Below are 8,966 nucleotides of genomic sequence, written 5' to 3' on the forward strand. Positions count from 1 at the left end.
GCATAAACCCGCCCCTACGAACCCGTACAGGCGAATATGTGGGTGGGGATTCGATCGATCGCGTTTTGGGGATGGTGATGTTCGATTCGATCGCAATTTAATCTATCTCATTCATAAACTTCATCGTGACTGCCAATATCAACTAATACAATTAAATCTTCCTCTGTCGTGGTATCTTTCCTAAACGCAAAAATAATTCGACAGTCATAAGCCACAGAACAAGACCATAACCCGTCTAATTTACCAGCTAACTTATGAGATTTTAAAGATGGAGCAAAAGGATCTTTGCTCAACAATTCTAAAACATCTAATATTTTGTCTTGTAATTGTGGATTTTTTCTGGTTAATCGCTTAAAGCTCCTTTTGAAACTCGGATCGGTCGTTAAAATCATTCTTCATCATCCGCCAATAGATATGACTTTATATCCTCAAAAGTCCCCTTTTTAGCTGTTCCCATCTCTACAGCTTTAAAAACTTCCCGTGCATTAGCCAATATTTCATTCTCTCGCTCTTCCATCTTTTGCTGGCGAATCAACTCAAATAAGCGATCTCGATCTTCTGTTGATAAGCTGCGAAGCGAGTCAACTATTTCTTGAAAAATCATCATTCATCTCCTGCTTATAATTTATAAGTTTTCAAACTGAGATCGATCGCTTGAGTTCATTGATATCGGTAGAATATTTTAGCTCGCCCTGTTGCTCTTCTTTCCGTGCTAACTTAAAGTTTTCATAAATCTCTTCACGGCGTTCCTCCCGAAGATATTGCTCCAACAACATTTGAAGCTCCTCTTTTTCATCGATCGAGAGATCTTTTACAGTTTCGACTAAATCACTGAAAGTCATAGTTTATTTCAGAAAATAGGTTTGCTACTATTTTACAAGTAATCGAACCCACCCAACCCCGCTAGCAGATATCGATCTGGATGTGTGGATGGTAATGTTCGATCTCAATCCAAGCCCAATCCCAGCAGTGTTAAAATAGGACGTATATTTTACCGATCGACTAATGAAACTAACCGTAATCGTCCATGAAGCGATTCTCCTTTGGGAGAGGCTTCGCCAACGAAGGCGGCTATTGGGCAGAAGTACCCGCAATCCCAGGCTGTGCGACAGAAGGCGATAGCTGGGATGAATTGATATCTAATCTGCATGAAGCGATCGAAGGTTGTTTATCGATCGTAGCCAGTTAGAAATGGATAGCAAATCCCAAATTTTAGAACTGGCGATATGAAGTCGATGTCTGGGAAGGAGTTAGCCAAACTACTAGAAGCTAACGGCTGAGATTTATTGCGGATTCAATGTAGTCATCACATCTATGGTCAATCTGGTAATCCTGCGAGAATTTCCGTTCCGATTCATCGCAACCAGGACATGAAAATAGGATTGCTCCGCAATTTACTCAAAACAGCAGGCTTATTGTCAATGTTTGAGGGTAAATCCGATCGATCTACTGAGGAAACTGAATTGCTCAGTGAAACGATCCTTCAGGAAGACTGGTTAAAACCAGAAGAAGAAGCTGCATGGCAAGATTTGTAGTCGATGATTTCGATTACCTCCGGTAGGCTATACCAACGATTGTTGCTGAGTAAGGGTGGGTTCGATTGAGATTTTAAGAATTATTCATAATCGACTGCCTAAAAAAGTCATAAGAGGGTTTATTCATGAAGCAATTAATTATCTGTTGTGATGGCACATGGCAAAAGATTTCTAGTCCTTATCCCACTAATGTTGTCAAAATTACTCAGGCATTAAGCGATCGCAGTCAGCTCGTTTTCTATAGTGAAGGCATCGGTACTGGCAATTGGATCGATCGAATTGCTGGCGGTATCTTAGGCTGGGGAATCGATAAAAATATTCAAGATGCCTACCGCTTTTTATGTCTGAATTATGCTCCAGGCGATCGAATTTTTTTATTTGGATTTAGTCGGGGCGCATATACCGTTCGGAGTTTAGTCGGCTTGATTCGATCTGTAGGAATATTGCCGCGTCAGGGCATCCGGCTGATCCCGTCAGCTTATCAAATTTATCAAGCAGCCAAGGGTGAATTTGTCGATCGAGATACCGCTACGCGCGAACAGGTGAAGATTAGAGAACTCGATCGCGTGGTGAAATTTCGTCAGGAAATGACCGATCGCTTTGGCGCAGATTATCAAGAGATTGCCGAGATTACGTTATTAAGTTGTTGGGATACTGTTGGTGCTTTAGGTATTCCTCGGCTCATGTGGATGCCAGCTTTTATCGATCGATTGTTATACAAAAAATATCAATTTCACAATACTAAACTCAGTAGCAAAATCGCCCATGCTCTCCACGCGATCGCGATCGATGAAAACCGCAAAGCCTTCTCACCTACACCAATGCAAGCAGCACAGCCAGGACAAGTCACCGAAGTTTGGTTTCCTGGGGGGCACGGCTGCGTCGGTGGCGGCACGCGTGCCAATAGTGGTTTTTCCAACGCGGCATTGTTGTGGACGATTGACACAGTAGAACAGCTCGATCTGGGTTTAAAATTCGATCGCCGCAAGATCGAAGATGGGATCGCCACCAAGCCGACAGCGGAGATCGAATCTAGCTGGCAACTTCCCGTTGGTAAAAGTTGGCGACAGGTGCCGCTCGATGCAACTTTCGATGTGAGTGTATTTACAAGATGGCAAGCTTGTAAATGGTATCGCCCGCAGAATCTCGTTGCGACCCATCAACACCTACTCAATAATTTTTGTTGATGTAGTACGATCGACATTGCGCTAACATCGATAAATGACAATGGCGAAATATTTACGCTCTCCAAACTCGTGTCGTGACCGAAAAATAGCGAACGCGTATTGGCAGAGCCGCTGATTCGGCTAAGTCGATCGAGCGATGTTTAAGAAATTTAGTATTTTTTCCCGATCGAAATGGTCGATCTGAGGTGTAATTGGGAAACATGAATCTATACGAGTACTATATAGTACTCGATCGACTTGCAGGTTCGGCCATCAGGATCGTCAGATGCGGACGGGCACAAACGCTGTTGTCGATCGAGTGTCGATCTACAAATATGTCCCAGTTAGCAACTCTGCGGATTTTACCGCTCCTCACACTCATTAGTCCCCTAGCTGCATTCGCGGTAGAATCTGCGCCCACCGTGCCGATGGCATTGGGCAAGGAATATACTGGTGTGCTGGCTGCCTCACCTAACAATCCCCAAGGGGAAGTCTGTTATGGATTGTCAGCAGAACCAAACACTCGCATTACCCTCAAAGTCAAAACGGGTGGAGCGGGTATTCTCAAATTTGCGATCTACGACCAGCAAAAGGCATTGCGGTTTTTTCATAATAATGCGATCGGCAAGTCGCAAGCTAATGTGAGTACTCTAGTCGAGTCCAGATTTAGCTTTCCGGCTGTCAGTGAAGTCTCCCATATTTGTTTGACGACGACCAATCCCGGTCGCGGTCAACGGTATGATTTTATGGCAACAGCCACACCTGGCCGGAAATCCAAGTCTCGGCTGGTGCTGCGTCCGGTCGATGTCAACAAGATTGCCGCGATTCCACCAGCAAAAATCCAACTGGCAGCAGTAACTCCTACCCCAGAAACAGCACCGCCACCACCGCCACCGCCAGCCCCCTCAGAGTTACTACAGACCAAAGAAGTCACTAACCCCACACCTCCGCCACAGCCATTACCGACCAAAGAGGCTAAAAATCCCTCAGCTCCAGCAGTACCGCTGCCACCCCAACCGACTGGAGAACCATATTGCTATGTGGGCACTTGGCAAGTCGCCGATCTGAGCGGATATTGGCAGCCAGTTATCCAAACTTTCACCCAAGCTAAAGTTACCGATCCGCAGATGCTGGGATATGCCAAGTTAACGATCGAACGCAATGGTAATGCGGCGTTTGAAGCCGTCGATCTCGAACAAAGATATACCTTGAAAACGAAAGAAACTGGAGCCAGGATCGACAGAATTGGTGTCGGATTATCTGGTAGTGCCAGCGCGAGATTTCAGGTCAATCCCGATAGCACCTTGACATTTAACTCCCAAAATTATCAACGACTGAATGCCAAGCTAACTCTGGGCGATAGTTTGAAGCTCACTGGCGATCGCTTATTTGTCATCTTTGGCGATCGCGATAAACCAGCAATCAAGTCTGCTTACAAGTGTCTCGATCGCGATAACGTTACTCTCAAAATTCCATTACCTACGGGACAGAAAACGATTTCGATTTTGCTTAAGCGGATTAATTAGGGGATAGGGGGTAGGGAATAGGGAATAGGGATCGGCACTAAAAGGCAATCAGACATAACTTTTGAAGGGTATTTCCGATAATTAATATTTTCTCTTCTCTCTCCCGCTAATAGCGGGAGATTTATTTTATCCCCCCATCCCCTATCCCCTAACCCCTACCCCCTAGATTAAGTCTTGTAAACCCACCGCGCGATCCCCAGTCAAATCTCGATCGAAGTGTGCGTTCGCCAAAAGAAGTAAGTTAAGATCGCAAACTATCGGCCACAATCTGACAGCCCGATCGATCCGCATGGCACGTATCGTTGGCGCAGCCTACCGATAGGTAATCGCGATCGGAATCGATTAGCGCGTACTTACAACAATGAAGTTATAACTCATCTATGCCGCATCCTCTCCACGTCGCCTTTATCTGGCACCAGCATCAACCACTGTACAAGTACCGCGATGGTAAGTACCGATTACCGTGGGTGCGCTTGCATGGGACAAAAGATTATCTAGATTTGATCTTATTATTAGAAAAATATCCCAAGCTGCATCAGACGGTGAACCTAGTTCCATCGCTGATTTTGCAGTTAGAAGATTATATTGCGGGGACAGCATTCGACCCCTATTTAGAACTAGCTTTGATGCCGGTCGAACAGTTGCAAGCCCAGCAGAAACAGTTTATTATTCGGCACTTTTTTGACGCCAATCATCATACCCTGATCGACCCCCATCCGCGCTACGGCGAGCTGTACCACCAGCGGCACGAACATGGCGAGCCGTGGTGTCTGGAGCATTGGATCGATCGAGACTATGGGGACTTATTGGCATGGCATAACCTCGCCTGGTTCGACCCATTATTTTGGGAAGATCCAGAGATCGCGCATTGGTTAACACAAGACAGAGACTTTAGTTTGAGCGATCGCCAGCGGATTTATTCCAAGCAGCGCGAAATCTTGCGGCGGATCGTCCCCCAACACCGGAAGATGCAGGAATCGGGACAGCTAGAGGTCACGACTACGCCCTACACCCACCCAATTTTACCGCTATTAGCCGATACCAACGTCGGACGGGTCGCCATTCCGAATATGGATCTCCCCCAGCAAAGATTTCAGTGGGCTGAAGATATTCCGCGCCACCTGAGCAAAGCTTGGGACATGTACAAGGATCGCTTTGGCTGCGTACCTCGGGGACTATGGCCGTCAGAACAGGCCGTCAGTCCAGAGATGTTACCTTATGTGGCGCGGCAGGGCTTTAAATGGTTGTGTACGGATGAGTCGATTCTGGGCAATACGATCGATCGGTACTTCCATCGCGACGGTTATGGCAATGTTCTCGATCCCGAGCTATTGTATCGCCCCTACCAAGTCAGCACGCCCGATGGCGATTTATCGATGGTCTTCCGCGATCACCGTTTATCGGACTTAATTGGCTTTACCTATAGCGGGATGCAGCCCGAAGCCGCAGCGGCAGATTTAGTCGGACATTTACATTCGATCTCCAAATCCCTGATTGCCAAAGAAGGACATCAAGGCTCCAGTTTAGAGCAACCTTGGCTGGTGACGATCGCCCTCGATGGCGAAAACTGCTGGGAACACTATCATCTGGACGGCAAACCGTTCCTCGAACATCTCTATCAAACCCTGAGTGACGATGAGAGCATCAAACTCGTCACCGTCTCAGAATTCCTAGATGAATTTCCCCCGACGGCCAGTTTCCCCCCAGCATCCCTCCATACTGGCTCGTGGGTAGATGGCAGCCTGACAACTTGGATTGGCGATCCTGCCAAAAACCGCGCCTGGGATCTGCTCACAGCGGCTCGTCAGGTTCTCGCCAACCATCCCGAAGCGACTGAAACAACTAATCCCGCAGCCTGGGAAGCTCTCTATGCTGCCGAAGGTTCGGATTGGTTCTGGTGGTTTGGCTACGGACATTCTTCCAACCAGGATGCAATGTTCGACCAACTCTTCCGCGAACATCTCATCGCCCTCTATCAGGCTTTAAATGAGCCTGTACCGCCCGAACTGCGTCAACCTGTCGAATCCCACGAGCGGCGAACTACCTATCGTCCAGAGGGCTTTATCCACCCGACGATCGATGGTAGTGGCGACGAGCAAGACTGGAATTTTGCCGGACGCTTGGAAATTGGCGGTGCTAGCGGCACGATGCACCAAGCTAGCGCGATTCAACGGGTCTTTTATGGTGCCGATCACCGGAATTTCTACGTGCGACTGGACTTCAAAGCTGGCGTCAAACCAGGATTGGAGATTCCCAATGAGTTGAATCTAGTCTGGTTCTATCCCAAAGAAATCATGCACAACAGCCCGATTCCGTTGGCAGAATTACCCCGTCAAGCACCAACTAATTATCGGTTCCACCATCGTCTGCTCATCGATCTGACCACCAAGCATACTTGGCTGCAAGAAGCGATGGATTACGATCGCTGGGAGGCTCGATCGAGTAATGCTGTGGTAGCTTGGGATAAATGTCTGGAAATTGCCGTTCCGTGGGAAGATCTCAATTTGGAACCCGACTATGGGCTACAAATGGCGTTGATGTTCTCCGATTGCGGTCGTTATCGCCAGCACATTCCAGAGCAGGGTTGGATTAGCTTGCAAGTTCCATAAGTTAGAGGGTAGGGAGTAGAGAGTAGAGGACGATCTCTATCCTCTACTGCTTCCCGTAATCAAATAATGGCAATGAGATGTATATCATCTTCTTAGCAGTGAACAAGGAAAAAGCGGAAAAGGCTAAAACAGCAGAGAATTAAGAAGTCCTCGACAGTATACAGACAACCCGAAAACCAATTAGGCCGCTGCGACGCGACGCAGCAATGTATTCGCGGTTAGCCGAACGACAGTAGGAAGCATCATAGCCCCAGGTACCGCCGCGCAGCACTCTTCTTTTCTTCCCATCTCGCGAATTAAGATCGCCTCTGGCACTGCCATCATCCGGTGCGCCTTTGTAGCTATCCACCCATTCATCCAAACACCACTCCCACAAATTACCGTGCAGATCGGACAAACCAAGCAGGTTTAGAGGGAAACTACCGACAGGGGTTGTTTTGTGCTTATATCTGCTCTTATCAGCCCCTCTAGCAGAAGAGTCACCATCATAATTAGCCACTGCGGGTGTAATTGTTTCGCCGAAAGCAAAGGGGCTAGTAGTTCCTGCTCGACATGCATATTCCCATTCTGCTTCGCTAGGAAGTCGATAGGTTTTCCCGGTCTTTTGACTCAATTTACGACAAAAATCCATCGCATCCAGCCAACTGACTTGCTCGACTGGTAATCGATCGTTACCTTGAGAATAAGCAGGATTATTACCCATAATTGCTAGCCACTGAGCTTGAGTAACTAGGGTTTGACCGAGATAAAATTCGGAGACGCTCACCTGATGCTGGGGACTCTCATCATTTTGTCGATCTTTCTCATCTTCTGGTGAACCCATCAAGAATTTACCCGCTGGAATTTTGACCATCTTTAGCCCAACATCGTTACCCAGCGACTCTGTAAATATCTCCGCACTACCTACTGGTTTGTCGATAACAATACCTTGACGATCGAGTTTAATCGAGGTGAATTGAATTTTGGTTAACTTAGGAATATTACTAGTTAACTTTGAAGTTTTAGAGCCGGAAACAGACTTGTTTGAAGATGATTTTTTGCCAGTTCGATTGAGTGCTAAGGCTGAAGCTGCACCTACTCCTCCAAGTCCCAGCCACTTCAAAAAAACACGTCGATCGATCCCCCTCAATAGCATTTTTATCTGTTTGTTAACAGGCTGTTGGATCGGTTTTAGTGGTGGCGGTTTTATTCCTTGATTGACAGGCGACTCCACTGGTTGCGAGGGCAAGGAATGAGCCACGGAATTTGTTGTGACTTCTGCTGAGACTGGTGTTTGTGGCGGAAGTGTTGGTGGAATGGGTGAATAAATTAAGGACTCGATCGCATCTAAAGCCTCAGATGCATTAGCATATCTCTGACGATAATCTGGTGCAGTCATGCGATCGAGAACTTTAGCAAGATCCCGATTTACTTGACGTAAATGTTGCCACTCGATCGATAAACTATCTTCATCAAATAATTTATGGGGTAGAGATCCAGTTAAACATTGAATTCCGATCGCGCCGACCGCATAAATATCACTTGCTAGTTTAGGATAACCGATGCCTTGTTCGCTGGGCATATATCCCTGAGTACCGATACCAATCGTTCTACTAATCGCTGGATTTGGTGTGGTGACAGTAGCGGCACGTACTTGTTTCACTGCGCCAAAATCGATGAGTACTAACTTGCCATCGCTATCTCGCCGAATAATATTATCGGGCTTGAGATCGCGGTGAATATTAGGGTAAACAGTTGTCAATCCGGTAAGAATTTCATGGAGAATGGCGATGGTATCTGACTCAGAGATTTTCCGCTGTTGTAATTCCGCTGTCAGTGTCTCTCCTTTGATATATTCTTGCACTAAATAAAACTCACCCCTCAACTCAAAATAAGCGTGGAGAGTGGGAATTCGGGAATTATCTTTTCCCAATCTCTCTAAGGTTTCCGCTTCCGTATCGAACAGACGTTGCGCGACTTTGAGGGTTTCGGGATCGCTATTAATCAGTTTGAGCAGTTTGACTACTACCTGTGGTTTGCTGGGTAAATGGGTATCTACCGCCAGAAAAGTCTCCCCAAATCCACCTCTGGCTAGAGATTTCTCGATCCGATAGCGATCGCATAATAATTGTCCGGGTTGCATAGTCAATC

The 8,966-nt window shown here is 46.8% G+C and carries 8 protein-coding genes and 1 pseudogene; 5 read left to right on the forward strand and 4 right to left on the reverse strand.

Going from position 1 to position 8,966, the window contains the following annotated elements; genetic code table 11:
* Positions 1-107: 107 nt before the first annotated feature.
* The 3 genes from RMO84_RS14850 to RMO84_RS14860 are packed head-to-tail and all read right to left on the reverse strand — an operon-like array spanning position 108 to position 842.
* Positions 108-392: a type II toxin-antitoxin system mRNA interferase toxin, RelE/StbE family gene (locus RMO84_RS14850; RefSeq protein ID WP_310489221.1), complete on the reverse strand. Its 285-nt coding sequence runs from the start codon at positions 390-392 to the stop codon at positions 108-110.
* Positions 389-607 (reverse strand): hypothetical protein, encoded by a 219-nt coding sequence (locus RMO84_RS14855; RefSeq protein ID WP_310489222.1) that lies wholly within the window; start codon positions 605-607, stop codon positions 389-391. Before RMO84_RS14855 ends, RMO84_RS14850 begins: the two co-directional genes overlap by 4 nt.
* A gap of 28 nt (positions 608-635) precedes the next feature.
* Positions 636-842 (reverse strand): hypothetical protein, encoded by a 207-nt coding sequence (locus RMO84_RS14860; protein ID WP_310489223.1) that lies wholly within the window; start codon positions 840-842, stop codon positions 636-638.
* A 185-nt stretch (positions 843-1,027) separates the two neighbouring features.
* Between RMO84_RS14860 and RMO84_RS14865 the strand changes: the two are divergent.
* The 5 genes and pseudogenes from RMO84_RS14865 (at position 1,028) to RMO84_RS14885 (ending at position 6,836) form a co-directional block, all read left to right on the forward strand.
* Positions 1,028-1,230: pseudogene (locus RMO84_RS14865) on the forward strand (type II toxin-antitoxin system HicB family antitoxin).
* Between the two features lie 56 nt (positions 1,231-1,286).
* Complete coding sequence (locus tag RMO84_RS14870; RefSeq protein WP_310489225.1) at positions 1,287-1,535, forward strand: type II toxin-antitoxin system HicA family toxin; 249 nt, start codon at positions 1,287-1,289, stop codon at positions 1,533-1,535.
* A gap of 125 nt (positions 1,536-1,660) precedes the next feature.
* Positions 1,661-2,722, forward strand: a complete 1,062-nt coding sequence (locus tag RMO84_RS14875) for a DUF2235 domain-containing protein (RefSeq protein WP_310489226.1) — start codon at positions 1,661-1,663, stop codon at positions 2,720-2,722.
* 200 nt (positions 2,723-2,922) lie between these two features.
* Entirely contained in the window at positions 2,923-4,227 is a 1,305-nt protein-coding gene (locus tag RMO84_RS14880) for a hypothetical protein (protein WP_310489227.1), read from the forward strand.
* Positions 4,228-4,607: 380 nt separating this feature from the next.
* Positions 4,608-6,836, forward strand: a complete 2,229-nt coding sequence (locus tag RMO84_RS14885) for a glycoside hydrolase (protein ID WP_310489228.1) — start codon at positions 4,608-4,610, stop codon at positions 6,834-6,836.
* 139 nt (positions 6,837-6,975) lie between these two features.
* Here RMO84_RS14885 and RMO84_RS14890 read toward each other — a convergent pair.
* Positions 6,976-8,966: bifunctional serine/threonine-protein kinase/formylglycine-generating enzyme family protein (locus RMO84_RS14890; RefSeq protein ID WP_310489229.1), on the reverse strand; the 1,991-nt coding region annotated here is incomplete at its 5' end.

The sequence above is a fragment of the Chamaesiphon sp. VAR_69_metabat_338 genome (assembly GCF_031423935.1).
Classification (GTDB): domain Bacteria; phylum Cyanobacteriota; class Cyanobacteriia; order Cyanobacteriales; family Chamaesiphonaceae; genus Chamaesiphon.

What these genes read in the sequence shown, in the direction of transcription:
- RMO84_RS14850 (WP_310489221.1), bottom strand. Translation starts at nt 392, where the DNA reads ATGATTTTAACGACCGATCCGAGTTTCAAAAGGAGCTTTAAGCGATTA.
- RMO84_RS14855 (WP_310489222.1), bottom strand. Translation starts at nt 607, where the DNA reads ATGATGATTTTTCAAGAAATAGTTGACTCGCTTCGCAGCTTATCAACA.
- RMO84_RS14860 (WP_310489223.1), bottom strand. Translation starts at nt 842, where the DNA reads ATGACTTTCAGTGATTTAGTCGAAACTGTAAAAGATCTCTCGATCGAT.
- RMO84_RS14875 (WP_310489226.1), top strand. Translation starts at nt 1,661, where the DNA reads ATGAAGCAATTAATTATCTGTTGTGATGGCACATGGCAAAAGATTTCT.
- RMO84_RS14880 (WP_310489227.1), top strand. Translation starts at nt 2,923, where the DNA reads ATGAATCTATACGAGTACTATATAGTACTCGATCGACTTGCAGGTTCG.
- RMO84_RS14885 (WP_310489228.1), top strand. Translation starts at nt 4,608, where the DNA reads ATGCCGCATCCTCTCCACGTCGCCTTTATCTGGCACCAGCATCAACCA.